General features: G+C 71.8%; 19 protein-coding genes and 1 pseudogene. 13 read left to right on the top strand and 7 right to left on the bottom strand.

All coding sequences use genetic code 11. From position 1 onward, the window contains the following. Positions 1 to 58: 58 nt before the first annotated feature. From KMS84_RS13435 to KMS84_RS13390, 10 genes are all read left to right on the top strand, one after another. Positions 59 to 1,864 carry a 3-hydroxyacyl-CoA dehydrogenase family protein gene (locus KMS84_RS13435; RefSeq protein ID WP_256916418.1) on the top strand — a complete coding sequence of 602 codons (1,806 nt, stop codon included), beginning with the start codon at positions 59 to 61 and terminating at the stop codon, positions 1,862 to 1,864. 136 nt (positions 1,865 to 2,000) lie between these two features. Continuing rightward, positions 2,001 to 2,816: a TetR family transcriptional regulator gene (locus KMS84_RS13430; RefSeq protein ID WP_256916417.1), complete on the top strand. Its 816-nt coding sequence runs from the start codon at positions 2,001 to 2,003 to the stop codon at positions 2,814 to 2,816. A 448-nt stretch (positions 2,817 to 3,264) separates the two neighbouring features. Beyond that, positions 3,265 to 4,602, top strand: a complete 1,338-nt coding sequence (ccrA, locus tag KMS84_RS13425) for a crotonyl-CoA carboxylase/reductase (RefSeq protein WP_256916471.1) — start codon at positions 3,265 to 3,267, stop codon at positions 4,600 to 4,602. Positions 4,603 to 4,619: 17 nt separating this feature from the next. Continuing rightward, the gene (locus KMS84_RS13420; protein ID WP_256916416.1) at positions 4,620 to 6,668 is read left to right on the top strand and encodes a protein meaA; all 2,049 of its coding nucleotides are present in this window, start codon (positions 4,620 to 4,622) and stop codon (positions 6,666 to 6,668) included. Further along, positions 6,665 to 7,630: an HpcH/HpaI aldolase/citrate lyase family protein gene (locus KMS84_RS13415; protein ID WP_256916415.1), complete on the top strand. Its 966-nt coding sequence runs from the start codon at positions 6,665 to 6,667 to the stop codon at positions 7,628 to 7,630. Before KMS84_RS13420 ends, KMS84_RS13415 begins: the two co-directional genes overlap by 4 nt. A 15-nt stretch (positions 7,631 to 7,645) precedes the next feature. Continuing rightward, entirely contained in the window at positions 7,646 to 8,152 is a 507-nt protein-coding gene (locus KMS84_RS13410; RefSeq protein ID WP_256916414.1) for a MaoC family dehydratase, read from the top strand. Between the two features lie 3 nt (positions 8,153 to 8,155). Then, positions 8,156 to 9,361: an acyl-CoA dehydrogenase family protein gene (locus KMS84_RS13405; RefSeq protein WP_256916413.1), complete on the top strand. Its 1,206-nt coding sequence runs from the start codon at positions 8,156 to 8,158 to the stop codon at positions 9,359 to 9,361. A gap of 170 nt (positions 9,362 to 9,531) precedes the next feature. Continuing rightward, a complete protein-coding gene (locus KMS84_RS13400; protein WP_256916412.1) occupies positions 9,532 to 10,188 on the top strand; it encodes a phosphatidylserine decarboxylase in 657 nt (218 codons plus the stop codon). Between the two features lie 22 nt (positions 10,189 to 10,210). Further along, the gene (gene pssA / locus KMS84_RS13395) at positions 10,211 to 11,029 is read left to right on the top strand and encodes a CDP-diacylglycerol--serine O-phosphatidyltransferase (RefSeq protein ID WP_109004883.1); all 819 of its coding nucleotides are present in this window, start codon (positions 10,211 to 10,213) and stop codon (positions 11,027 to 11,029) included. 202 nt (positions 11,030 to 11,231) lie between these two features. Further along, a complete protein-coding gene (locus tag KMS84_RS13390) occupies positions 11,232 to 12,458 on the top strand; it encodes an alpha/beta hydrolase (protein ID WP_256916411.1) in 1,227 nt (408 codons plus the stop codon). Positions 12,459 to 12,480: 22 nt separating this feature from the next. Here KMS84_RS13390 and KMS84_RS13385 read toward each other — a convergent pair whose 3' ends face one another. Beyond that, a complete protein-coding gene (locus tag KMS84_RS13385; protein WP_256916470.1) occupies positions 12,481 to 13,599 on the bottom strand; it encodes a glycerate kinase in 1,119 nt (372 codons plus the stop codon). Between the two features lie 220 nt (positions 13,600 to 13,819). On the opposite strand from KMS84_RS13385, the gene KMS84_RS13380 reads away from it, so the two are divergent. From KMS84_RS13380 to KMS84_RS13370, 3 genes are all read left to right on the top strand, one after another. Beyond that, complete coding sequence (locus tag KMS84_RS13380; protein WP_256916410.1) at positions 13,820 to 14,956, top strand: ADP-ribosylglycohydrolase family protein; 1,137 nt, start codon at positions 13,820 to 13,822, stop codon at positions 14,954 to 14,956. Then, positions 14,953 to 15,447: an NUDIX domain-containing protein gene (locus KMS84_RS13375; RefSeq protein WP_256916409.1), complete on the top strand. Its 495-nt coding sequence runs from the start codon at positions 14,953 to 14,955 to the stop codon at positions 15,445 to 15,447. The genes KMS84_RS13380 and KMS84_RS13375 overlap by 4 nt, the downstream gene beginning before the upstream one ends. 92 nt (positions 15,448 to 15,539) lie before the next feature. Then, the gene (locus tag KMS84_RS13370; RefSeq protein ID WP_256916408.1) at positions 15,540 to 16,277 is read left to right on the top strand and encodes an SIR2 family NAD-dependent protein deacylase; all 738 of its coding nucleotides are present in this window, start codon (positions 15,540 to 15,542) and stop codon (positions 16,275 to 16,277) included. A 53-nt stretch (positions 16,278 to 16,330) separates the two neighbouring features. Here the strand turns inward: KMS84_RS13370 and KMS84_RS13365 are convergent, their stop codons facing one another. The 6 genes and pseudogenes from KMS84_RS13365 to KMS84_RS13340 form a co-directional block, all read right to left on the bottom strand. Then, the gene (locus tag KMS84_RS13365) at positions 16,331 to 16,825 is read right to left on the bottom strand and encodes a methylated-DNA--[protein]-cysteine S-methyltransferase (protein WP_256916407.1); all 495 of its coding nucleotides are present in this window, start codon (positions 16,823 to 16,825) and stop codon (positions 16,331 to 16,333) included. A gap of 9 nt (positions 16,826 to 16,834) precedes the next feature. Beyond that, entirely contained in the window at positions 16,835 to 18,313 is a 1,479-nt protein-coding gene (locus KMS84_RS13360) for an AlkA N-terminal domain-containing protein (RefSeq protein ID WP_256916469.1), read from the bottom strand. Positions 18,314 to 18,387: 74 nt separating this feature from the next. Further along, complete coding sequence (locus KMS84_RS13355; RefSeq protein ID WP_256916406.1) at positions 18,388 to 18,888, bottom strand: DUF7144 family membrane protein; 501 nt, start codon at positions 18,886 to 18,888, stop codon at positions 18,388 to 18,390. A 122-nt stretch (positions 18,889 to 19,010) separates the two neighbouring features. Next, on the bottom strand, positions 19,011 to 20,423 hold the full coding sequence (lpdA, locus tag KMS84_RS13350; protein ID WP_256916405.1) for a dihydrolipoyl dehydrogenase: 1,413 nt from the start codon (positions 20,421 to 20,423) through the stop codon (positions 19,011 to 19,013). A gap of 196 nt (positions 20,424 to 20,619) precedes the next feature. Continuing rightward, on the bottom strand, positions 20,620 to 24,549 hold the full coding sequence (locus KMS84_RS13345) for a glycoside hydrolase family 2 TIM barrel-domain containing protein (RefSeq protein ID WP_438818929.1): 3,930 nt from the start codon (positions 24,547 to 24,549) through the stop codon (positions 20,620 to 20,622). Positions 24,550 to 24,728: 179 nt separating this feature from the next. Beyond that, a pseudogene (locus tag KMS84_RS13340) lies at positions 24,729 to 25,918 on the bottom strand (sulfite reductase flavoprotein subunit alpha); the annotation flags it as partial.

Here is a 25,918-nt window from a genome sequence, read left to right as displayed (position 1 = left end):
CTCCTGGGCGCACCAGGGCGCGTTCCTCTAGTCGTCACCCTCATTCCTGGAGTCCGCGATGGCCGCTCCCCTGTCCGACACCCCTCTGTCCCCGCTCCAGACGATCGCCGTCATCGGCCTCGGCACCATGGGCACCGGCATCGCCGAGGTCCTCGCCAGGGCCGGCCGTGACGTGATCGGCGTCGACGTCAGCGAGGCCCAGGCCGCGCGGTCCCTCGGCGCGCTGGAGAGCTCCACCGCCCGCGCCGTGCAGCGCGGCCGGCTCACCGAGCAGGAGCGCACGGCCGTCCTGGCCCGCGTCCGCGTCTCCACCGACCTGCGCACGGCCGCGGACGCCGACCTCGTGATCGAGGTGGCCCCCGAGTCGTACGAGATCAAGCAGCAGATCTTCCGCGAGCTGGACACGATCGTGCGGCCCGAGACCATCCTGGCCACCGGCACCAACGCGCTCTCCGTCACCCGTCTCGCCGCCGAATCCGCCCGCCCGGAACGGGTGTTGGGCCTGCACTTCTTCAACCCGGCGCCGGCGATGAAGCTGGTCGAGGTGGTCTCTTCGGTGCTGACCGCGCCGGCCGCCGTCACCGCCGTCACCGAGCTGGCCCTCGGGCTCGGCAAGGAGCCCGTCGCGGTGGGCGACCGGCCCGGCTTCGTCGCCGACGGCCTGCTGTTCGGCTACCTCAACCAGGCCGCCGCGATGTACGAGGCCCGCTACGCCTCCCGTGAGGACATCGACGCGGCCATGCGGCTCGGCTGCGGCCTGCCGATGGGCCCGCTCGCGCTGCTGGACCTGATCGGCGTGGACACCGCCCGCACGGTCCTGGAGGCCATGTACGCCGAGTCCCACGACCGGCTGCACGCGCCCGCCCCCATCCTCAAGCAGCTCAGCGAGGCCGGCCTGACGGGCCGCAAGTCGGGCCGCGGCTTCTACACCTACGACGCCCCCGGCAGCGCGACGGTCGTCCCGGACGCGCTGACCCCGCTGTCGGGCGGGGCCGGGACGGCGGGGCGTGCGGTCTCCTCGGTCGGCGTCGCCGGCTCGGGCACCATGGCCTCCGGCATCGCCGAGGTCTTCGCCAAGGCCGGCTACGACGTCGTCCTCGCCGCCCGCAGCGAGGAGAAGGCGCAGACCGCCAAGGCCCGGATCGGCAAGTCGCTGTCGCGCTCGGTGGACAAGGGCCGGCTGACCGCCGAGGCCGCCGCGCAGATCCTGGACCGGATCACCCCGGCCGGCTCCTACGACGCGTTCGCCGACGTCGACCTCGCCCTGGAGGCGGTCGCCGAGGACCTGGAGGTCAAGCAGCAGCTGTTCGCGGCCCTGGACAAGGTCTGCAAGCCGGGAGCGGTCCTCGCCACGACGACCTCCTCGCTGCCGGTCGTCGCCTGCGCCCGCGCCACCTCGCGTCCGCAGGACGTGATCGGGATGCACTTCTTCAACCCGGCGCCGGCGATGAAGCTGGTCGAGGTGGTCCGCACGGTGCTGACGGCAGAGGACGTCCACGCCACGGTCCGCGAGGTGTGCGCCCGGATCAAGAAGCACGCCGTCGACTGCGGGGACCGTGCGGGCTTCATCGTGAACGCGCTGCTCTTCCCGTACCTCAACAACGCGATCAAGATGGTGCAGGAGCACTACGCGACCCTCGACGACATCGACGCGGCGATGAAGCTGGGCGGCGGCTACCCGATGGGGCCCTTCGAGCTGCTGGACGTCGTCGGACTCGACGTCTCGCTCGCGATCGAGAAGGTCCTGCACCGCGAGTTCCGCGACCCGGGACTGGCTCCGGCCCCGCTCCTGGAGCACCTGGTGGCCGCGGGCTGCCTCGGCCGCAAGACCGGCCGTGGCTTCCGCGAATATGCCCGCCGCTGACGGGCTCGGCGACCGCCGCCCGGCGCGCGGGGACTGGGGCGGGCTGCTCGGGCCCGCCGGCCGGTCCCCGTCCGCCGGAGGCGGGGCGGGACCCGGACCTGCGCACCGAGCTGCGCACATGCAGTACGTTCAGGTCATGTCCCAGCCCGCCAGGTCCTCACGCACACCCGCCACGCCCGACGCGCCCGAGAGCGCCGCGGGCAGCCGCGCGGCCGCCCAGCGGCTCAAGATGCGCCGCGAACTGGCGGCCGCGGCCATGGAACTGTTCTCCACCAAGGGATACGAGGCGACCACGGTCGACGAGATCGCGGCCGCGGCCGGGGTCGCCCGGCGCACCTTCTTCCGTCACTTCCGCTCCAAGGAAGAGGCGATCTTCCCCGACCACGACGACACCCTGATCCGGGCGGAGGCCGTCCTCAACGCGGCCCCCGCGCACGAGCACCCGCTCGACACGGTGTGCCGTGGCATCAAGGAGGTCATGCGGATGTACGCGGCCCGGCCGGAGATCTCGGTCGCCCGCTACAAGCTGACGCGCGAGGTGCCCACCCTGCGCGAGGCGGAGATCGCCTCGGTGGCCCGCTACGAGCGTCTCTTCACCCGCTACCTGCTCGGCCACTTCGACGAGCACGCGCACGACGACGACGCCAACGACGACCCGCTGCTGGCCGAGGTCGCCGCGTCCGCCGTGGTCACCGCCCACAACCACGTGCTGCGGCGCTGGCTCAGGGCCGGCGGACAGGGCGACGTGGAGGCCCAGCTCGACCACGCCTTCGCGATCGTGCGCCGCACCTTCGGCACGGGCATCGGGGCCGGGCGCAGCGGCGCGGGAGCCCCGCAGCCGGCTCCGGCGTCGGTCTCCGCGCACGGCGAGGTGCTGGTGACGGTCGCCAGGACCGACGCCCCGCTGGACGAGGTCATGCGCACCATCGAGCAGGCGCTCAAGGAGCGCTGAGTCCCTCCGCGGTCCCGCCGTCGCTGTGACGACGGCCACCGAAGGCCACCGACGGCCACCCCTCGGGGTGGCCGTTTTGGCATGTCAGGGCACCTTTTGACGCGGCCCTCGGACCCCGTTCGATCGATCATCGCTCATATGTTGCGTAAAGATTTCATCTGAGAAGAATTTCTGGCACTCAGTGCCTTGCGAGGTGACACGCGGTGTCATACGTTGAAGGAGTCCGGGCGGCCGGCGCGCAGCGATCACACGTTCGCCGGCTGTCCCCGCGACCTCATGGGTCGCGCGCCCGGACGCCTGCGTCACAGGCAACCTCCCGCGCCACAAAGCGCTGCCGAACAGCACACCGCCGAACCGACGGCACCTTCCACCACACCCTCAGCAGCACCGCCGCAACCCTCAGCGCCCCTCCCTCAGGGCGTTCACCGCCGGAGGCAACACCGTGACCATGCAGAAGATCCTGGACGCGATCCAGTCGCCGGACTCGACGCCGGCCGACTTCGCCGCCCTGCCGCTCCCCGAGTCCTACCGCGCGATCACCGTGCACAAGGACGAGACGGAGATGTTCGCGGGCCTGGAGACCCGGGACAAGGACCCGCGCAAGTCGATCCACCTGGACGAGGTGGCACTGCCCGAGCTCGGGCCGGGCGAGGCCCTGGTGGCCGTCATGGCCTCCTCGGTCAACTACAACTCCGTGTGGACCTCGATCTTCGAGCCCGTCTCGACGTTCTCCTTCCTGGAGCGCTACGGCAGGCTCAGCGAGCTCACCAAGCGGCACGACCTGCCGTACCACATCATCGGCTCCGACCTCGCGGGCGTCGTCCTGCGCACCGGCCCGGGCGTCAACGCCTGGAACCCCGGCGACGAGGTCGTCGCGCACTGCCTCTCGGTCGAGCTGGAGTCCTCGGACGGCCACAACGACACGATGCTCGACCCCGAGCAGCGCATCTGGGGCTTCGAGACCAACTTCGGCGGCCTCGCCGAGATCGCGCTCGTCAAGTCCAACCAGCTGATGCCCAAGCCGGACCACCTGAGCTGGGAGGAGGCGGCGGCCCCGGGCCTCGTCAACTCCACCGCCTACCGGCAGTTGGTCTCCCGCAACGGCGCCGGCATGAAGCAGGGCGACAACGTCCTGATCTGGGGCGCGAGCGGCGGCCTCGGCAGCTACGCCACCCAGTTCGCCCTGGCCGGCGGCGCCAACCCGATCTGCGTCGTCTCCTCGCCGCAGAAGGCGGACATCTGCCGGGCCATGGGCGCCGAGGCGATCATCGACCGCACCGCCGAGGACTACCGGTTCTGGAAGGACGAGAACACCCAGGACCCCAAGGAGTGGAAGCGCTTCGGCAAGCGCATCCGCGAACTCACCGGCGGCGAGGACATCGACATCGTCTTCGAGCACCCCGGCCGCGAGACGTTCGGCGCCTCCGTGTACGTCACCCGCAAGGGCGGCACCATCACCACGTGCGCCTCGACCTCGGGCTACATGCACCAGTACGACAACCGCTACCTGTGGATGTCCCTGAAGCGGATCATCGGTTCGCACTTCGCCAACTACCGCGAGGCCTGGGAGGCCAACCGGCTGATCGCGAAGGGCAAGATCCACCCGACGCTGTCGAAGGTCTACTCCCTGGAGGAGACCGGCCAGGCCGCCTACGACGTGCACCGCAACCTCCACCAGGGCAAGGTCGGCGTCCTCGCGCTGGCCCCCCAGGAGGGCCTGGGCGTGCGCGACGAGGCCAAGCGCGCCCAGCACATCGACGCCATCAACCGCTTCCGCAACATCTGAGACACCCGAGGTCATAGATGACTGAGCGTCAGTTCGCCGAAGGAAAGCGGGAGAAGGACCGGCCGTGGCTCATGCGCACGTACGCCGGGCACTCCACGGCCGAGGCGTCCAACGAGCTGTACCGGCGCAACCTCGCCAAGGGCCAGACGGGTCTGTCGGTCGCCTTCGACCTGCCGACCCAGACCGGTTACGACTCCGACCACGTCCTCGCCCGCGGCGAGGTCGGCCGGGTCGGCGTGCCGGTGGCCCATCTCGGCGACATGCGCCGGCTGTTCCAGGACATCCCCCTGGAGCAGATGAACACCTCGATGACGATCAACGCCACCGCCATGTGGCTGCTGGCGCTCTACCAGGTCGTCGCCGAGGAGCAGGGCGCCGACATCACCAGGCTCCAGGGCACGACACAGAACGACATCGTCAAGGAGTACCTGTCCCGGGGGACGCACGTCTTTCCCCCGGGGCCCAGCCTGCGCCTGACGACGGACATGATCGCGTACACGGTGTCCCACATGCCGAAGTGGAACCCGATCAACATCTGTAGCTACCACCTGCAGGAGGCCGGGGCCACGCCGGTGCAGGAGATCGCGTACGCGATGTCCACCGCGATCGCCGTGCTCGACGCCGTCCGTGACTCGGGCCAGGTGCCGGCCGAGAAGTTCGGCGACGTCGTCGCCCGCATCTCCTTCTTCGTGAACGCCGGCGTGCGCTTCGTCGAGGAGATGTGCAAGATGCGCGCCTTCGGCCGCATCTGGGACCAGGTCACCCGCGAGCGCTACGGCATCGAGAACCCCAAGCAGCGCCGCTTCCGCTACGGCGTCCAGGTCAACTCGCTGGGGCTGACCGAGGCGCAGCCGGAGAACAACGTCCAGCGGATCGTGCTGGAGATGCTCGCGGTGACGCTGTCGAAGGACGCCCGCGCGCGTGCCGTGCAGCTGCCCGCCTGGAACGAGGCGCTCGGGCTGCCCCGGCCCTGGGACCAGCAGTGGTCGCTGCGCATCCAGCAGGTCCTCGCCCACGAGAGCGACCTGCTGGAGTACGAGGACCTCTTCGAGGGCTCGCACGTCGTCGAGGCGAAGGTCGCCGAGCTGGTCGAGGCCTCCCTCGCGGAGATCGAGCGGATCCAGGAGATGGGCGGCGCCATGGCCGCCGTCGAGTCCGGCTACCTCAAGTCGCAGCTCGTCTCCTCGCACGCCGAGCGCCGGGCCCGGATCGAGTCCGGGCAGGAGAAGATCATCGGTGTCAACATCTTCGAGACGACCGAGCCGAACCCGCTGACGGCCGATCTGGACACCGCGATCCAGACGGTCGACCCGGCGGTCGAGGCCCGCGTCGTCGCCTCCCTCGAGAACTGGCGCGACACGCGGTACCAGCCGCCCTTCAACCACCCGCGTCCGTGCAAGGCGCTGGAGAAGCTGAAGGAGGCCGCCAAGGGCACCGCCAACCTCATGGAGGCCACCCTGGAGTGCGCCCGCGCCGGGGTCACGACCGGCGAGTGGGCCGGGGCGCTGCGCGAGGTGTTCGGCGAGTTCCGCGCGCCGACGGGCGTGTCGTCGGCGCCGGTGGCGGTCCCCGCCGAGGAGGGTTCGGCCATGTCCGACGTCCGCCGCAGGGTCGACCTGACCGCCAAGGACATGGGCGTCGGCAAGCTGCGCTTCCTGGTCGGCAAGCCGGGCCTGGACGGGCACTCCAACGGCGCCGAGCAGATAGCCGTGCGCGCGCGTGACGCCGGGTTCGAGGTGGTCTACCAGGGCATCCGGCTGACGCCCGAGCAGATCGTGGACGCCGCGCTGGAGGAGGACGTCCACGCGGTCGGCCTGTCCATCCTCTCCGGATCGCACGCCCAGCTGGTGCCGGACGTCCTCGAACGGCTGCGTGTGGCCGGTGCCACAGACATCCCGGTGATCGCCGGTGGCATCATCCCGAATGGCGATGCCGAGCAGCTCAGGGCGGCGGGCGTGGCCGCGGTCTTCACCCCGAAGGACTTCGACATCACCGGAATCATCGGCCGCATCGTCGACGAGATCCGCAAAGCGAACAAGCTCGACCCCCTGGAGGTCCCCGCATGACCACGCCCGTCAACCGTCTGCGCCCGCGCCGCTCGTGTCTCGCGGTCCCGGGCAGCAACCCCCGCTTCCTGGAGAAGGCGCAGGGTCTGCCGGCGGACCAGGTCTTCCTCGACCTCGAGGACGCGTGCGCGCCGCTCGCCAAGCCCGAGGCGCGGCACACCATCGTCAAGTTCCTCAACGAGGGCGACTGGACCGGCAAGACCAGGGTCGTGCGCGTCAACGACTGGACGACCGAGTGGACCTACCGTGACGTGGTGACGGTGGTCGAGGGCGCCGGCCCCAACCTCGACTGCATCATGCTGCCGAAGGTGCAGAACGCCCAGCAGGTCGTCGCCCTCGACCTGCTGCTGACGCAGATCGAGAAGACCATGGGCTTCGAGGTCGGCAGGATCGGCATCGAGGCGCAGATCGAGAACGCGCAGGGCCTGAACAACGTCAACGAGATCGCGCAGGCCTCGCCGCGCATCGAGACGATCATCTTCGGCCCGGCCGACTTCATGGCGTCGATCAACATGAAGTCGCTGGTCGTGGGCGAGCAGCCGCCCGGCTACCCGGCGGACGCCTACCACTACATCCTGATGAAGATCCTGATGGCCGCCCGCGCCAACGACCTCCAGGCGATCGACGGCCCCTACCTTCAGATCCGCAACGTCGACGGCTACCGCGAGGTCGCCGGCCGCGCCGCGGCCCTCGGCTTCGACGGCAAGTGGGTGCTGCACCCGGGCCAGGTCGAGGCCTCCAACGAGATCTTCTCGCCGTCGCAGGACGACTACGACCACGCCGAGCTGATCCTCGACGCGTACGACTACTACACGTCCGAGGCGGGCGGCAAGAAGGGCTCGGCGATGCTCGGCGACGAGATGATCGACGAGGCCAGCCGCAAGATGGCGCTCGTCATCTCCGGCAAGGGCCGCGCCGCCGGCATGCGGCGCACCACCAAGTTCGAGATCCCCGACAACTAAGGAGCGCTGAGCGCCATGCAGTTCGGACGCACCTACGAGGAGTTCGAGGTCGGGGCCACGTACAAGCACTGGCCGGGAAAGACGGTCACCGAGTACGACGACCATCTCTTCTGTCTCCTCACCATGAACCACCACCCGCTCCACATGGACACGAACTACGCGGAGAAGACGACCGACTTCGGCAAGAACGTCGTCGTGGGCAACTACGTCTACTCGCTGCTGCTCGGCATGTCCGTGCCGGACATCTCCGGCAAGGCGATCGCCAACCTGGAGATCGAGTCGCTCAAGCACGTCGCGCCGACGTTCCACGGGGACACGATCTACGGTCAGACGACCGTGCTGGACAAGTGGCCGTCGAAGTCGAAGAACGACCGCGGCATCGTGTACGTCGAGACCAAGGGCTACAAGCAGGACGGCACCCTCGTCTGCGTGTTCCGCCGCAAGGTGATGGTGCCGACCGAGACGTACATCAAGGAGCGCGGCGGCGAACAGCCCGGCCGCCCGGAACTTCAGGAAGGCTGATCGATGGCCCGCCTCGCCCAGACCGCCGGTCTGACCGACGTCCAGCAGGAGATCCTCTCCACCGTCCGCGACTTCGTGGACAAGGAGATCATCCCGGTCGCCACCGAGCTGGAGCACCGCGACGAGTACCCGCAGCAGATCGTCGACGGCCTCAAGGAGTTGGGTCTGTTCGGCCTGATGATCCCCGAGGAGTACGGCGGTCTGGGCGAGTCGCTCCTCACCTACGCCCTGTGCGTGGAGGAGATCGCCCGCGGCTGGATGTCCGTCTCGGGCATCATCAACACCCACTTCATCGTGGCGTACATGCTCAAGCAGCACGGCACGCAGGAGCAGAAGGACCACTACCTGCCGCGCATGGCGGCCGGCGACATCCGCGGCGCGTTCTCCATGTCGGAGCCGGCGCTCGGCTCCGACGTGTCCGCGATCACGTCGAAGGCGGTGAAGGACGGCGACGAGTACGTCCTCAACGGCCAGAAGATGTGGCTGACGAACGGCGGAACCTCGTCCCTGGTGGCCGTTCTGGTCCGAAGTGACGAAGGACACCCCGAGGGCACGGCCCCCCACAAGTCGATGACGACCTTCCTGATCGAGAAGGAGCCCGGCTTCGGCGAGGTCCGCCCCGGCCTCACCATCCCGGGCAAGATCGACAAGATGGGCTACAAGGGCGTCGACACCACCGAGCTGATCATGGACGGCCTGCGGCTTTCCGCCGATCGGGTGCTCGGCGGGGTCACCGGCCGAGGTTTTTACCAAATGATGGACGGGGTGGAGGTTGGGCGCGTCAACGTCGCGGCGCGTGGCTGCGGCGTCGCTCAGCGTGCCTTCGAGCTGGGCGTCCGCTACGCCCAGCAGCGCCACACGTTCGGCAAGCCGATCGCCCAGCACCAGGCCATCCAGTTCAAGCTGGCCGAGATGGCTACCAAGGTCGAGGCCGCCCATGCGATGATGGTGAACGCCGCACGCAAAAAGGACTCGGGAGAACGAAACGACCTTGAGGCAGGGATGGCGAAGTACCTCGCCTCCGAGTACTGCAAGGAGGTCGTGGAGGACTCCTTCCGGATCCACGGCGGGTACGGCTTCTCCAAGGAGTACGAGATCGAGCGCCTCTACCGAGAGGCCCCGATGTTGCTGATCGGTGAAGGCACCGCCGAAATCCAGAAAATGATCATCGGGCGCAGATTGCTCGAGGAGTACCGGTTCCAGGGCTGATTGTCCCGGTTGGGGGTGTTTTCTTCGAGAAGAAGATCACACCCCGTAACCTGTGCCCGGCCGTCGACTCCGCTTCCTGGCTTACCCAGTTGTGGCCCCGAACCGCTACGATCGCGGAAAGCCGCCGTCCCCCCGTCGAAGCGCGGCATCATCCGCTACGAAGGTCATCCATGCCCCACAGCCAAACCTCTGCACACCGCGACAGCCTGGTAGGCGCACGCCTCGCGCGCGGAGCATCGCCGTGGCTCCTGCCGACCGTCGCCACCGCAGCCGTCAGCCTGCTGCGCGCCCGCCGCTCGGGCGCCGCCAAGGCCGTCGCCGTGCCCGCCACCGCTCTCGCGGCGGGCATGCTGTGGTTCTTCCGCGACCCCGAGCGCGAGATCGCCCCGGGCCGGGTAATCTCGCCCGCCGACGGAGTGGTGCAGAGCATCATGCCGTGGAAGGACGGGCGCACCCGGGTCGCGATCTTCATGAGCCCGCTCAACGTGCACGTCAACCGCGCGCCGCTGGCCGGCACCGTGACGTCGGTCGAGCACATCCCCGGCGGATTCGTGCCGGCGTTCAACAAGGAGAGCGAGAACAACGAGCGCGTCGTCTGGCACTTCGACACCGAGCTCGGTGACATCGAGATGATCCAGATCGCCGGAGCCGTCGCGCGCCGCATCGTCCCCTACGTCCCCGAGGGCACGAAGGTCGAGCAGGGCGAGCGGATCGGACTGATCCGTTTCGGCTCGCGCGTCGACATCTACCTGCCCGAGGGCGTGGAGGTCGCGGTCGAGGTGGGGCAGAAGACGGTGGCAGGGGTGACTCGCATTGACCGTGATTGACCCGGAGACCCAGGCGGGCTGGGTGCCCGAGGCCGACGACGTGGACGACGAGGAGGAGATGCCCCTCTCTCTGCGTCTGTCGATAGCGGACACGCTGACCCTCGGCAACGCCACGTGCGGCTTCATGGCGGTGTACTTCACCACCACGGGCATCCTGATCCCGCACCTGACCGGCAGCCAGGAGTCGGGCATGGCCCGGCACAGCGCCGCCACGGCGGTCATCCTGATGCTCTGCGCGGCCGTCTTCGACCTCTTCGACGGCCTGGTCGCGCGCAAGCTCCGCTCCTCGCCGATGGGCGCGGAGCTGGACAACCTGTCCGACCTGATCAGCTTCGGCCTGGCGCCGGCCTACTTCGTCCTGGTCTACGGCATGGTCGCCGACGACGCGCACCAGCGGGTCGCGGCGGTCGGCGCGATCGTGGTGCTGCTCGCCGTGGTCCTGAGGCTCGCGAGATTCTCGTGCGTCACGGTCAAGGACGGCACCTTCCAGGGCATGCCGTCGCCGTTCGGCGCGCTCACGGTCGTCTCGATCGTGCTCCTCGAGCTGCCGTTCGCGGCGACGCTGATGGCGATCCTGGGCACCGCCTGGCTGATGGTGAGCCGCGTGGAGTACCCGAAGCCGCGGGGCCGTCTCGCCGGCGCGATGCTCGCCTGGATCGTGCTGTCGATGGGACTGCTGGCGGCGTGGGCGTTCGACGCCCCGAGCGGTCAGCTGCTGCTCCAGACGGGCTGCGCGCTGCAACTCGTCATGGGCGCGGTCATCCCGTTGTTCGCCACGGCCCGCCGGGTGAACAACTTCCGCGACAACCGGCGCGAGGCGCGGGCGGCACAGCTGCCCTGACCTTCCACGGCGCATACGGGTGTGGCCCGGACCATCGGTCCGGGCCACACCCGTTTCTCGTTCAAGGGCGTCCGTCATGTGCCCTTGACCCGTCAACTACCCGCGATCCGCGCACGGTTGCGGAGAGTGAGGAAGAAGAGGACCGTGGAAAGGGAGGAATTATGACACATTCACCCCTCTTCGCACCTTTCGGAGCTGAGCCATGTCCTCACTCGTCCTCAGAGAACACCTGGTGCCGCACGACTCGAAGATCCCGGCGAACTACGGGGATCCGGTGCAGCTCCCCGTCAGGGAGTACGACGGCACCCACGGCAACAACCCCCACAAGCCCGTCCTCATGCTGCACGGCCGAAGCGTCCCGGCGCTGGCGGGGTTCGACCTGGCGCCGGTGCCCGGGGGCCATGCCACCCGGTACAGCTGGGCCCAGGAGCTCGCCCAGGACGGATACGACGTCTTCCTCATGGATCTCCAGGGCTCCGGCCGGTCCCCGCACCCGCGGGTGATGGACGAGCCCTGCAACGCCAACCCGACGCAGCAGCAGTCGGTCCTCGTCCCCCATCCGCTGCCGGAACCCTGCTCCGCGCTGCCCCCGTACCCGCACGAACTGGGCAACACCGAGAGCGAGACCGCTGAACTCGAGACGGTGGTCCGGTTCATCAGGGGCCTGCCCGGACTGGACAAGCCCCTCCGGTTCGTCGGCTGGTCCGCGGCCGCGCTCGTGATGGGCCCGTACGTCCTCCAGCATCCCGGGGACGTCGAGAGCATGTTCCTGCTCGCCCCGATCTTCCCGCCGAAGGGGCGCTGGTCGGAGAAGCCCGACGATCCCTTCGGACGTCCGCCGGACGCCGTGACCCTGCCCGTGTCCAAGCCGGCGAACATGTTCGGCTTCCCGATGCACGTCGCCGGCAAGACCGGGTTCAAGGCGTCGCTGGCGAGCACCCCCGCGTTCTGGGAGCCCGGCATCGACGAGCGCGCCTGGGACGCCTGCGTCCAGGACGACCCCGTCACCGCCAAGTGGGGACACGAGGAGGCGCCGGGCGTCTACGAGGGCGTCCTGCGGTACCGGAACACCTACTCCTGGGGCTGGAACAGCCGGACCGCCCCGCACGAGGACCCGGCCGGGACGCGGGTGCTCGGCGCGCGGATCCCCCTGCTCATCGTCTACGGAGAGCTGGACCGGACCGCCAACAGCCCCGCGACGTTCCCGGACGTCCTGCGCTTCTCCGTGCCGGCCCTCTACGACGCCGTCAAGGGAGCGAAGACGCTGATGTTCTGCCTGGCCGGCGCGGGCCACTCCCTGGTCTGGGAGACGACCGCGGAGACCCTCCACACCATGTCGAAGCAGTGGTTCCACAACGGCAAGGTGGAGGGCGTGGGCAACGGCAGCTACTTCCGGCAGACCGACGGCGAGCTCATCCCGCTGCCCTGAGGGGTGTCCGACCCCCGCCCGCTCAGCTCAGGAAGTCCCGTCCGATCCGCTCCGCGACCCGTTCCAGGATCGGTCCCGCGTCGGCCATGCAGGCCGCCACGTCCGGCTCCTCGTCGGTCAGCGGGTAGGCCCGCCGGATCCCGGCCCGGCCCAGCGCCTCCGGCCTGAGCCGCAGCCGCCCGCACACCGCGACGACGTCCTTGCCCGCCGCGCGGGCGGCCGCGGCCACGCCCGCGGGAGCCTTGCCGTGCAGGGTCTGCTCGTCGAGCGAGCCCTCCCCCGTGATGACCAGCTCCGCCGGCTCCAGCGCCGCCGCGAAGCCCAGCACGTCGAGCATGACCTCGATGCCGGCGCGGAAGCGGGCGCCGGCCAGCAGCGCCCCGTACCCGATGCCGCCCGCGGCCCCCGCGCCCGGCGCCGCGGCGTACTCCGCCGCCCTCGGTCCCACCTCGGTCTCCAGGACCTTCGCGTAGTGCGCGAGCGCCGCGTCCAGCGTCCGGACGTCGTCCGGGGAGGCGCCCTTCTGCGGCCCGTAGACCGCCGGCGCGCCCTTGGGGCCGGTCAGCGGGTTGTCGACGTCGCTCGCCAGGACCAGCTCCACGGTCGACAGCCGGGGGTCCAGTGCCGAGAGGTCGGCCCGCGCGAGGTCCGCGAGACCGCCGCCGCCCGGCGCCACCGGCTCGCCGTCCGCGTCGAGGAACCGGGCGCCGAGTGCGGACAGCATGCCCGCGCCGCCGTCCGTGGTGGCGCTGCCGCCGACGCCGAACACGATCGTCCGCACACCCTCGTCGAGCGCCGCGCGCAGCAGCTCCCCCGCGCCGTACGTCGACGCCGTGAGCGGGGCGAGGACGCCGGCGGGGAGCCGTTGCAGCCCGCTCGCCTCGGCCATCTCCACGACCGCCGTGTCGCCGCGCACCGCGAACGCCGCCGTGACCTCCTGCCCGAGGGGCCCGGCGACCCGGACCTCCCTGCGCGCGAAGCCGGCCGCGACCGCCGCGGCCACGGTGCCGTCGCCGCCGTCGGCCACGGGCAGGGCCGTCACCTCGACGTCCGGTACGGCCCGGCGCAGCCCCGCCGTCACCCGCTCGGCGACCTGCACGGCCGTCAGCGAGCCCTTGAACTTGTCCGCGGCCACGAGCACCCGCCGGGTGCCCTGCGCTGCGTCGTCCGCCACCTTGCCATCCCCTTGCTCTCCGGGCCCCGCGCACGGCGGGGCCAGTCGCGCCGCTGTGACCTTAACCGCAGGACGCGCCCGCCGTCATGCGGCGCCCGCCCCCTGGACGGGCCCGCCGGCCGGCGGGGGCCGGGGCGGAGCGGGGCGAAGCCGGGCGGTCACGGCCGCGATCGGGTAGACCGGAGGGATGACCGCTGTGGCTGACGGACCGGGGCTCGCCGACCGCGTCCTCGGAGGCTGGCTGGGCCGGATCGCGGGCAACATGCTCGGCAAACCGGTCGAGAACGGCGAGGTGTGGACGCGCGAACGCATCGACCGCTATCTGCGGCGGGCCGGCGCCCTGCCGCTCACCGACTACCTCCCCGAGCCGGCCGACGACGAGGACGCCCGGCTGCTGCGCCCGGAGTGGCGCGAGTGCGTGCGCGGCCGCGTGCACGGCAGCTGCCGCGACGACGACGTCGACTACGCCGTCCTCGGACTCGACCTGCTGGAGACGCACGGCTTCGGCTTCAGCACCGAGCAGATCGGGGACCTGTGGCTGCGGCGACTGCCCTGTCTTCAGACGTTCACCGCAGAGCGGGCCGCCTACCGCAACCTCGCCGCCGGGCTGAAGCCGCCGCTGACGGCCACCCACGACAACCCCTACCAGGAGTGGATCGGCGCCCTGATCCGCGCCGACATCCACGGCTGGACCTGCCCGGGGCTCCCCCGCCGCGCCGCCGCCCAGGCCCGCCGCGACGCGGTCCTCTCGCACACCGGCAACGGCGTGTACGGCGCGATGTTCGCGGCGGCGCTGGTCTCGGCGGCGTTCACCGCCCCCACCGTGCGCCGCGCCCTGGACGAGGCGCTCGCCGTCGTTCCCGGCAGCAGCCGCCTGGCGCGCACCGTGCGCCGGGTCGCCGCCCTGCACGCGGTCGGCCTGAGCTGGGAGGACACCCTCGCGACGATGACACGGGAGACGGCCGGCACGAGCTGGATCCACACCGTCCCGAACGTCGCCGTCCTCACCGCGGGACTGCTGTACGGCGACGGCGACTTCACCGCCACGATCGCGCTCACCGTGCGCGGCGGCCTGGACACCGACTCCAACGGGGCGACGGCCGGTTCGGTGGCCGGAGTCCTCACCGGCGCGGCCTCCATCCCGCCCCGCTGGACGGAACCGCTCCAGGACACCGTGCGCAGCGCGGTGTTCGGCTTCGACGGCGCCCGCATCAGCGATCTGGCGCGGCGGACCGTGCGGCTGGCCGGGACGCACGGCGTCGCCGACGCGACCGGGCCGGACGCGGGATGGGCCGACGCCGCGCCGTCTACCCTTCCCGGATGAGCACTTCCCACAGCGACTTCGCCGCCTACGTCGCCTCCCTGCCCCGCGTCCTGGCCGGAGCGGCCGCGATCTTCCGTGACGCCGGGGGCCGGGTCCTGCTGGTCGAGCCCAACTACCGGGAGGGCTGGGCCCTTCCCGGCGGCACGATCGAGTCCGACGAGGGCGAGAGCCCGCGCCGGGGCGCGCGCCGCGAGACGCTGGAGGAGATCGGCCTGGACCGCGAGCTCGGCCGGCTGCTCGCCGTGGACTGGGTGCTCGGTCCGCACCGTCCGCCCCAGGTGGCGTACGTGTACGACGGCGGTGTCCTGGACGCGGCCGATCTCGGCGCGATCCGGTTGCAGGAGGCGGAGCTGCTGTCCTGGCGGCTGGTCGAGCGCGAGGAGCTCACCGGCTTCCTGCTGGGTTCCCTGGGCCACCGGGTGCTGGCGGCGCTGGACGCCCTGGCGGACGGCTCGGTCGCGGAGCTGGAGAACGGCCGCCCGGCCCGCTGAGCGCCCGGCCGCCGCCTCGCGCGCCGGTGACAGCGGTCGCCGGGGCGATATCCGCTCGCTGCCGCCGCCGGGCCCGGCCTACGCTCCCCCTCATGAGCAAGCCCCTTGTCGCCCTCCTCAGCGGGGCCGGGATCTCCACCGACTCCGGCATCCCCGACTACCGTGGTCCCGAGGGGCTGTGGCGGCGCGATCCCGAGGCCGAGAAGCTCGTCACGTACGCCTCCTACATGGGCGATCCCGAGATCCGCCGGCGGTCCTGGCAGCTGCGCCTGCGTCTCGGGGCGCTGTCGGCCGAGCCCAACGCGGCGCACCGGGCGGTGGCGGAGCTGGAGCGTTCGGGGACGCCGGTGCGGGTGATCACGCAGAACGTGGACGGGCTGCACCAGCTCGCGGGGATGCCGGCGCGCAAGGTGTTCGAGCTGCACGGGACGGCCCGGCGCGTGGTGTGCACCGCGTGCCACGAGGGGGGCCCGATGCAGGACGTGCTGGCCCGGGTCGAGGCCGGCGAGGAGGATCCGCCGTGTGCGCGGTGCGGCGGCATCCTGAAGCCGGCGACCGTGATGTTCGGCGAGCGCCTCGACCCGGTGGTGCTGGGCCGGGCCGCCGCCGTCGCGAAGGCGTGTCAGGTCCTCCTCGCGGTCGGCAGCAGCCTCCAGGTCCATCCCGCCGCCGGGCTGGTCGGCGTCGCGGCCGACCACGGGGCCCGGCTGGTCGTCGTCAACGCCGAGCCCACGCCGTACGACGAGATCGCCGACGAGGTCGTCCGGGAGCCGATCGGGACGTCGCTGCCCCGCCTGCTGCGCGAGCTCGCCCACACCGGCACGGTCTGATCCCCGCGCCCCGCGCCCCTCGCCCCTCGCCCCTCGCTCCTCGCCCCTCGCTCCTAGAACAACGTCGCGCCGGGGGCGGCGCCGCGCTCGAAGTCCAGCAGGCGCTGTTTGCGGTCCAGGCCGCCGCCGTAGCCGGTGAGGCCGCCGCCCGCGCCGATCACACGGTGGCAGGGCACGATGATGCCGACGGGGTTGCGGCCGTTGGCCAGGCCGACCGCGCGGGAGGCGGCGGGGCTGCCGAGGGCGCCGGCGAGTTCGCCGTAGCTCCGGGTCTCGCCGTACGGGATGGCCCGCAGCCCGTCCCAGACGCGGCGCTGGAACGGGGTGCCGTGCAGGCGCAGTTCGAGGGTGAACTCCTTGGACTCGCCGGCGAAGTAGGCGGCCAGCTGCTCCTGTGCCGCGCCGAAGAGGCTGTCGTCGCGGGGGCCGAAGTCCTCCTGGGGCGGGCGGTGGCGCTGTCCGGTCATGTAGAGGCCGCACAGGACGCCGTCGTCCGCGACGAGGGTGAGGTCGCCGTAGGGGCTGTCGATGACGGTGTGCTGTTTCACGGATCGTCCTTACGCGGGAAGGAAGTTGATGGGGTGGCTGTCGGTGGCCCACAGGTACTGGACGGCGTACGCCCGCCAGGGCCGCCAGGCGGCCGCGCGGGCGGTGAGCGCCGCCGGGGTGGAGGGCAGGCCCAGCTCCTGTGCGGCGCGCCCGATCCCGAGGTCGGTGGGCAGGAAGGCGTCGGGGTCGCCGAGGGCGCGCATCGCGATGACGTCGACCGTCCAGGGACCGAAGCCGGGCAGCGCGAGCAGCTGTTCACGCACCCGCGACCAGTCGCTCTCCACCCCCAACCGGATCTCGCCGCCTGCCAGTCGACCGACCAGGTGGGTGAGGGTGGCGCGCCGGGTGCGGGGCATCGCCAGGGAGTCCGGGTCGACGGCGGCGAGCGCCTCGGGGGTCGGGAAGAGATGGGTGAGGCCGCCTTCCGGGTCGTCGACCGGGTCGCCGTGGGCGGTGACCAGCCGGGCGGCGTGGGTGCGGGCGGCGGCGGTGGAGACCTGCTGGCCCAGCACCGCGCGGACCGCGAACTCGGCCTCGTCGACCGTGCGCGGCACCCGGCGGCCGGGGGCCTTGTCCACCAGGGGCGCGAGCAGCGGGTCCGTGCGCAGCTGGTCGTCGACGGCGACCGGGTCGGCGTCCAGGTCGAGCATGCGCCGGCAGCGGCTGATGGCGACGGTGAGGTCGCGCAGGTCGCTGAGGGTGAGGCGGCAGCCGATGTGGTCGGGATGGGGGGTGAGCGCCACGACGCCGTGCCCGTACGGCAGCCGCAGCGTGCGGCGGAAGGCGCCGTCGCGCCACTCCTCCACCCCCGGGACGCCGGTCGCGGCGAGGTGGCCGAAGAGGTTGTCCGGGTTGAGGGGGGCGCGGAACGGCAGGCGCAGGGCGAGGGTGCCCGGGGAGGCCGCGGGGAGCGCGGGCGTCCGGTGCGGGACGCGGGCGCGCAGCGCGCTCGGGGAGAGCGCGAAGACCTCGCGGACGGTGTCGTTGAAGGTGCGCACGGAGGAGAATCCGGCGGCGAACGCGACGTCCGCCATGGGCAGTTCGGTCGTCTCGACGAGGAGCCGGGCGGTCCGGGCGCGCTGGGCCCGGGCCAGCGCCAGGGGGCCCGCCCCGACTTCGGCGAGGAGCTGGCGTTCCACCTGGCGGCTGCTGTAGCCGAGCCGGGCGGCGAGGCCGGGCACGCCGTCGCGGTCGACGACGCCGTCGGCGATCAGCCGCATGGCGCGGGCGACGAGGTCGGCGCGCTGGTTCCACTCCGGTGAGCCGGGGCTGGTGTCGGGCCGGCAGCGTTTGCACGCCCGGAAGCCGGCCTGCTGGCAGGCGGCGGCGCTCGGCTGGAACACCATGTTCTCCGGCTTGGGCGGCACGGCCGGGCAGCTGGGCCGGCAGTAGATGCCGGTGGTCAGCACCGCCGTGTAGAACCAGCCGTCGAAGCGCGCGTCCTTGGACTGCACGGCGCGCACACAGCGCTCCCGATCGGTGTACATCCCGTTCAGCATGGGTCCAGCATCGCCCCGCGAACGCTCGACCGCTGGCGAGAATCCGACATCGACCTCGCGCGTCAGGTCGTGCTCTGCGGCCCCGTCACCAGGGCGTGGATCACGAACACGTCGATCGCCATGACGGCGCCGGACCGGAGCGGTTCGTAGGGGAGGAACAGGAACTGGGCGACCAGGCTCAGGGCGGCGAGGAGCACGCCCGGGCGACGGGCCTTCGTCACGCCCCGGAGCAGGGCGGCGCCGGTGACGGCCGCGAGGACGCCGAGGACGAGATGGAGCCGGCCCCAGCCGGTGAGACCGAGGTCGTAGACGGAGGAGCCGACGCGGGCGTGGACCTCGTCGTCGGCCATGGCCGCGATGCCCTGAAGGACCGCGAGGGCGCCGCCGCACAGCATCAGCACCCCGGCGAAGGACACGCCTTCGCCGGGCCCGCGCGCGGGCGCAGGAGGCGGGGCGGGCCGGGGCGGGCCGCCGGGCGGGACGGACCAGGCGGTGCCGATCTCGCCGTGCGGGCCGTCGGCCGGGGGGTCCGCGGCGTCACCGGCCGGGGAGGTCGGGCTCATACGGCGTGCTCCTCTCGGCGGCGCCGGGTCGCGAGGAGGTCAGCACATCGCGGACTCGCGGCGGCGGCGAGCGCGGCGGGCCCGTCCGGGTGAACGGCCCCGCCGGCGCGGCGGCACGGGAGCTACATGTTGATCATGTGGCCGGCCAGGCCGTGGACCGCCTCCTTGACCGCCTCGCCCAGGGTGGGGTGGGCGTGCACGTTGCGGGCCACCTCGTGGACCGTGAGGTCCCACTGCTGGGCCAGGGTCAGCTCGGGAAGGAGTTCGGTGACGTCGGGGCCGATGAGGTGGCCGCCGAGGAGCTCGCCGTAGCGGGCGTCGCTGATCAGCTTGACGAAGCCGGTGGCGTCGCCGAGGCCGTGCGCCTTGCCGTTCGCGGTGAACGGGAACTTCGCGACCTTGACGTCGTGGCCGAGCTCGCGGGCCTGCGCCTCGGTGTAGCCGAAGCTGGCGATCTGGGGCTGGCAGTAGGTGGCGCGCGGGATCATGACGTAGTCGAGCTCCATGGTCTCCGCGTCCGCGAGCGTCTCCGCGGCGATCACGCCCATCGCCTCGGCGGTGTGCGCGAGCATGAGCTTGGCGGTGACGTCGCCGATGGCGTAGATGTGCGGCACGGAGGTGCGGCAGCGGCCGTCGACGTCGATCGCGCCCCGCTCGGTGACCTGGACGCCGGTGTTCTCCAGACCGTAGCCGGTGACGTTCGGGGCGAAGCCGATGGCCTGAAGGACCTTGTCGGCCTCCAGGACCTGCTGGGCGCCGTCCTTGCCGGTGACGGTGACGCGCACCTGCGGGCCCGACTCGTCGATGGACTCGACCCGGGTGGAGGTGAGCACGTCGATGCCCAGCTTGCGGTACTGCTTGGCGAGCTCGGCGGAGATCTCGACGTCCTCCAGGGGCGCGACCCGGTCCAGGAACTCGACGATCGTGACCTTCACGCCGTAGTTGTGCAGGACGTAGGCGAACTCGATGCCGATGGCGCCGGCGCCCGCGATGACGATCGACCGCGGGAGGTCGTCGGCGAGGATCTGCTCCTCGTACGTCACCACGCGGTCGCTGCGCCGGGTGCCCGGGAGCAGCTTCGGGGTGGCCCCGGTGGCGATGACGCAGTGGTCGAAGCCGAGGGTGCGGGTCTCGCCGTCGGATCCGGTCACGCGCAGGGTGTGGTCGTCGACGAACGCGCCGCGGCCGTCGAACTCGGTGATCCTGTTCTTCTTCATCAGGTAGTGGACGCCCTTGACCCGGCCGTCGGCGACCTTGCGGCTGCGGCTGTGGGCGTCGCCGTAGTCGAAGGTGACCTGGCCCTCCGCCCTGATGCCGAAGGTCTTCGCCTCGCGGGTGAAGATGTGGGCCAGTTCGGCGTTGCGCAGCAGCGCCTTGGTGGGGATACAGCCCACGTTGAGGCAGACGCCGCCCCAGTACTTCTCCTCGACGACGGCGACGCGCTTGCCCAGCTGGGCGGCGCGGACCGCGGCGACGTAGCCGCCGGGCCCGGCGCCGAGCACCACGACGTCGAAGCGTTCGTCCTGCTCGGGCATGAGGTTTCCTTTTCCGTGAAGTCCGTGACGTCCGTGAAGTCCGTGACGTCCGTGAAGTCCGTGGCGTCCGTGGAGCACCTGGCGTACATGCCGACCCTACGAGATCGCGGCGCGGTCCGGGGACGCGGGCCGAGGGAGGTGACGGGGGCACGGCCGGCGGCGGCCGTGCCCCCTCGCCCTCGCCGAACGCGCTCGGCTACGACGTCGCCGTGGGCCGCCGGGATGCCCTGGTCGCCTCGGCGACGTCGGTCAGCGGCCGCAGCCGGTAGGTGTACGCGTAGTCGCGGTCGGCGAACAGCTTGTACTCGTCGTGGGTGTGCGCGCCCCAGCTGTTGTCGCCGCCCACCCCCATCTGACGGTGGTTCAGGCGCAGGACGACCTCCTTGCGCGGGGTGAGCTGGTAGTCGTGGCGGGCCCCGAGCGACAGGTCCTCGGGGGTGAAGTGCGAGGCGTTGACCTCCAGGAGCGGCTCGCCGCTGACCAGGAGGCCGGCGCCGGCGCCGTCGGTGAGGGCGGCCCAGCGGACGTCCGTCTTGTTGCCGCTCTCCTGCGGGCGCAGATAGGCGGTCCGCTGTCCGGTGACGGTGCCGGAGTACAGGCCCACGTCGGTGGCGTCGTTGCGGTCCCAGTGGTTCTCCTCGGGACCGCGGCCGTAGTAGTGCAGGTGCTCCAGGCGGGCGGGCAGGAGGAGCAGGGTGCCCACCTCCGGGATGTACGGCAGGTTCGGGGCGCCGGGGTGCAGCGTGTTGTCGACCTTGATCTCGCCGTTGCCGAAGACGGTGTAGGTGGTGGTGTACGCCGACGGCGTCGTCGTGGGGAGGGTGCCGGTCACCTTGATCTCCACGGCCCGGTCGCGCAGCGCCCGTACGCTCACCCCGGTCACCGCCCGGCGGGCGCCGGCGTCGCGCCAGGTCTGGTTGCGGGTGTGCTGGCCGTTGCCCCGGTCGTTGTCGGTGGGGGCGCGCCAGAAGTTGGGCGCGGGCCCGGAGGTCAGCAGGGAGGCCCCGCCGGCCCGGTACGAGGTGATGAGGCCGCTCCGTTTGTCGACGGTGACCGAGAAGTCCTTGCCCGTGACGGTGACCGTCTGCGCGCCGTCCCGGTGGGCGAGGGCCGGGACGGCGCGCAGCGGCACGGGGGCGACGGCGGGCGCGCCGGCGTCGACGGCGAGCTGCCGGCGCGCCACCTCGTGGCCGGCCTTCGCCCACGGGGTGTTCTGCCTGGTGGTGAACGACAGATTCAGGAAGTACTCCGCGCCGGGCGCCGGGTCGCGCGGCAGCCGGAACGGGACGGTGACGTCCTTGGAGGACAGGGGCGCGAGGGCCAGCTGCGCACGGCTGAGCCGTCCGCGCTGCACCGTCCGGCCGTCGGCCACGAGCTCCCAGTGTCCGTCGAACTCGCGGACGTCGGTGAAGAGGTACTCGTTGGTGAGGGTGACGGCCGCACCGGGCGCGAGGAGCCGGCCCGCCGCGGGCGCCGCCTGGATCGCCTGGTAGATCCGCTTCACCTCGGCGGACTTGCCGGTCAGCCCGCGGTCGGCGGTGACGATGCCGTCGCCGGAGAACGCCCCGTCGTTGGGGTTGTCGCCCCAGTCGCCGCCGTAGGCGTAGAAGGTCCGCTCGCGGGGCCGCTTCTCGGTGAAGGCGACGGTGGCCGCGTCGAACCAGAACCGCACGCCGTCGTCGCCGGGACCGCGGCCGGTGTCGGCCAGTTCGGCCGCGCTCAGCGCCCGGGCGTAGACGCGCGCCCGCCGGACGGAGCCGCTGAACTCGCGGGTCGGGTTGTCGACGTCGGTGGCCAGGGACAGGGGCGCGGTGTTCACGGCCGGGCGCACGGTGGTGGCCCGGGTGGCCCGGAGCACGCCGTCGACGTACAGGGTCACGGTGCCCGCCGTCGCGTCGAAGACGCCGGCCACGTGGTGTTCCACGCCCGTCCAGCCGTCCGGCAGCGGCCAGGTGGCGGCCGCCCACTGGCCGCTGCCGTAGATGAAGAACTCCAGCGTCCGGTCGGACTGCTTGAGGGCGTAGTGCGTGTCGCCCTTGGCGAGGATCGGCTGGTGGTAGCCCGCCACTCCCGGGGTGACCCAGGCCTCCAGGGTGAGGGACCCGGTCAGGTCCAGGCGCGTGTCCCGTGCGAAGACGGTGCCGCCGTGGACGCCCTTGCCGCGGGTGAAGGAACCGCTGGGCGCGACGATCTCCCCGCGCAGCGCGGCCGGTCCGGCCTCGGTGAGCAGCTTGCGGGTCGGGGTGGGCCAGTCGAGGGCCTGGTCGACGAAGTCCCAGATCCAGCCGCCCTGGAGCACGTCGTGGCGGCGCACGAGATCCCAGTACTTCTTGAAGTTCCCGCTGGAGTTCCCCATCGCGTGGGAGTACTCGATCATGACGTACGGCCGGGTGTCGCCGGTGTCCTTGGCCCGTGCCTCGACGCGGGCGGGGCTGTCGTACATCTCGGAGCGGATGTCGCTGATGCCGGGGCGGTCGTCGCCCTCGTACTGGATGACCCGGGTGGTGTCGTAGGAGCGGATCCAGTCGTGCATGGCGGTGAAGGTGCTGCCGCCGCCGGCCTCGTTGCCGAGGGACCAGATGACGACCGACGCGTGGTTCTTGTCGCGGTGGACCATGCTCTGGGCGCGGGCCACGCACGCGGCCGTCCACTCGGCGTGGTCGCCGGGGTACTCGGCCCGGATGCCGTGGGTCTCGAGGTTGGTCTCGTCCACGAGGTACAGGCCGTACTCGTCGGCGAGCTCGAGCCAGTGGGGGTTGTTGGGGTAGTGCGAGGTGCGGACGGTGTTGATGTTGAGCCGTTTGATGACGCCGATGTCCTCGACCAGGTCCGCGCGGGTGAGGGCCGAGCCGTGCCGGGGGTGCATCTCGTGGCGGTTGGTGCCGCGCAGCGACACCGGTCTGCCGTTGATGCGCATCAGGCCGTCCTTGAGCGCGAACTCGCGCAGGCCGACGCGGTGGGAGAGGGTCTCGATCACGGCTCCGGCCGGGTCGCGCAGCCGGAGCACGGCGGTGTAGAGCTCGGGGTGCTCGGCCGACCACAGACGGGGTGCGGGCACGGCCCTGGCGGCGCGGACGGTCCTCTCGTCGCCGCCGCCGAGGGCCACGGTCTGCTGCAACGGCCGCGGCCACACCGGGTGCCCGCCCGCGTCGTAGAGCTGGGTCTCGACGGAGTAGCGGCCCGCGCCCCGGCCGCCGTAGTCCCGCACGCTCGCCGTGACGGCCAGTTCGGCGGCCCGGTAGTCCTCGCTGAGCGGGGTCTCCAGGCGGAAGTCGCGCAGGTGCACGGACGGCGTGGAGTACAGGTAGACCGAGCGGAAGATGCCGCTCAGCCGGATCATGTCCTGGTCCTCCAGCCAGTCGCCGTCGGAGTAGCGGTAGACCTCCACGGCGATCTGGTTGACGCCCGGCTTCAGGTGGTCGGTGACGTCGTACTCGGCGGGGTCGTAGGAACTCTCGTGGTAGCCGACCAGCTTGCCGTTGATCCACACGTAGTGCGCGGACTTGACGCCCTCGAAGTGGAGGAACGTGCGGCGGCCGCTCCAGCCGCGGGGGACGGTGAAGGTGCGCCGGTACTGGCCCACGGGGTTGTGGCGGGTGGGGGCGGCCGGCGGCTGGGCGTCCTCGCCGAGGCCGTTGGGGCCCCACCACGGGTAGGTGATGTTGATGTAGATGGGGCGGTCGTACCCGTGCAGCTGCCAGGCGGAGGGGACGGGGATCGTGTCCCAGCCGCTGTCGTCGAGGTCGGTGCGGTGGAAGTCGACGTCGCGGTCGTCGGGACGGTCGGCGTACGCGAACCGCCAGGAGCCGTCCAGGCTCAGCCGGTAGGGGGACCGGGTGCGGTCGGCGGCCAGGGCCTGGCCGAAGTCCGCGTACGGCATGAGCGTGCTGTGCGGGGCCTCGGCGCCGAGGCGGAAGACGTCGATCCTGCCGTTCCACTCGGGGGCCGCGCCGGCCGCGACGGCCCGCTGGGCGGCGGAGGGCGCGGACAGGGCGAGCGCGCCGAGGACGGCGGCCGACCCTTCGAGCAGCCGGCGGCGGCTGACCGCCGGCCGTGGGGTGCGGTGCGGCTCCGCCCACCGGGGGCGGTCCGGTCGGTCCATGGACGACTCGTGCGGGTGGGTCATGACCACGACCTTCCTCAAGGCGAACCGTGCGGCTCTGCACGGACGGAGGGTGCGTCAGATCTTGTCCACTCCTGTTGGATAAACGAACATAGACGCGCCGCGATGGCCGAATATCAACTCTCTTCGGCGGAACGCCACTTGGTGCACCCGCTCATCCCGAGTTCTTTTGGTGACTCCCGTCAGTACACGTCACGCACGTACCGCTTGTCGGCGGCCAGTTGCTTCACACAGGCCGCCGCCTCCGCCTCGCCCAGGCCGCCGTGGACGACGGCGACCTCCCGCAGGGCCCGGTCCACGTCCTTCGCCATGCGGGAGGCGTCGCCGCAGACGTAGAAGTGGGCCCCGTCCTGGAGCCACGACCACAGCTGGGAGCCGTGCTCGCGGATCCGGTCCTGGACGTAGACCTTGGCCCGCTGATCGCGGGAGAAGGCGGTGTCGAGGCGGGTCAGGGCGCCGTCGGCGAGCAGGGCGGTCAGCTCCTCCTCGTAGTAGAAGTCGGTCGCCCGGCGCTGTTCGCCGAAGAACAGCCAGTTGGGCCCGCGGTGCCCGCGCGCCCGGCGCTCCTCGAGGAACCCGACGAAGGGCGCGACGCCCGTGCCCGGCCCGACCATCACCATCGGGGTCGCCGGATCGGCGGGCGGGCGGAAGTGCGGGGAGCGCTGCACATGGACGGGGACCTCGGCGCCGGGACCCGCGTCGGCGAGGAAGGGCGAGCAGACGCCCTGGCGGGGCCGGCCGGCCAGGTTCTCGTAGCGCACGACGGAGACCGTGAGCGAGACGAGGCGGGGGTCGGTGAGCGGGCTGGACGATATGGAGTACAGCCGCGGCTGTAGCCGTCCCAGCAGCTCGGCCCACTCCTGGGCGTCGGCCCGGACCCCGAATTCGGCCGCCACGTCGACGGCTTGGCGGCCCCACGACCACTTGGCCAGCTCGTCCTTGTTGTCGGGGCGCAGCAGCTTGCGCAGTTCGCGCGGGTCGCGGGTGCGGTCGGCGGTGAAGCGGAGCAGGGCCGGGGTGATCCGGGTGATGTCGAGACGGCGCAGCAGCGCCTCGCCGAGCGGGGTCTCGCCGGCGTCGTCCAGCCGCACGGGCGTGTGCGCGTCCAGCCCGGTGACGGCCAGCCACTCCGCCACCAGCGCGGGCGAGTTGAGGGGCCGTACGCCGAGCGCGTCTCCGGCCTCGTACAGGAGCGGTGTCTCGCTGTCGCGGGTGTCGAAGGTGAAGCGCCGGACCTCCTTGGCCGAGCCCGGGCGGCTCAGCAGGCGGTTGCCGGTCAGCCGGGCGGTGACGGGGGCGGGGCGCCGGGGCCGGGGCGCGGGGGCCGGGACGCCCGGGGCGGCGACGCCGGCCGCGGGGACGGCGGTCTCCG

The sequence above is a fragment of the Streptomyces hilarionis genome, assembly GCF_024539675.1.
In the GTDB taxonomy this organism is placed as follows: Bacteria; Actinomycetota; Actinomycetes; order Streptomycetales; family Streptomycetaceae; genus Streptomyces; species Streptomyces hilarionis.
The sequence above is the reverse complement of the archived record's forward strand: the minus strand, read 5'-3'. Positions and strand labels throughout refer to the sequence as shown.